At 28.7% G+C, this 449-nt stretch carries 1 protein-coding gene; it reads left to right on the top strand.

Annotation, left to right across the window (positions count from 1 at the left end):
* A partial coding sequence (locus KI356_RS26325; RefSeq protein WP_212936919.1) for a DUF327 family protein occupies positions 1-295 on the top strand: 295 nt, incomplete at its 5' end.
* Positions 296-449 lie beyond the last annotated feature (154 nt).

Raw genomic sequence — 449 nt, 5'->3', positions numbered from 1 at the left:
GGAAATTAAAGAGAAAATTGAATTAGAGTTAACGCTCGATAATGTTATGGAATACAAAAATACTGTGAAATCATTTTTGAATTTTTACGTTGATAACTTACTGCAATATAAAGACGTTATGTCTCGTCATCCGCGTTATGGATATTCGCAGAAAATGACAATTGTAAAACAAGCTGAAGTGGGATTAAATGAATTGGAAGATGTAATGAATTTAATTAATACGAAAACAGGGCATTTAGAAATGTTAAATCAAATTGGGGAAATTCATGGTTTAATTGTAAATTTAGTCTTGTAAGAGGGAAGGAAGCTATATGTACATACAATTATATGAAAAGCTTGTTATTATTCAAAAAGCATATGAAAATATTCAAACGCTTGGAGAACAAATATATGAGAATTTAAAACATAAAAATGTAAATGCAGTTCAAAAGCTGCAAGTGGAACAATTG

The organism is Bacillus hominis (assembly GCF_018332515.1).
Lineage (GTDB): Bacteria > Bacillota > Bacilli > Bacillales > Bacillaceae_G > Bacillus_A > Bacillus_A hominis.
This window is presented reverse-complemented; position numbering and strand designations above follow the sequence as displayed.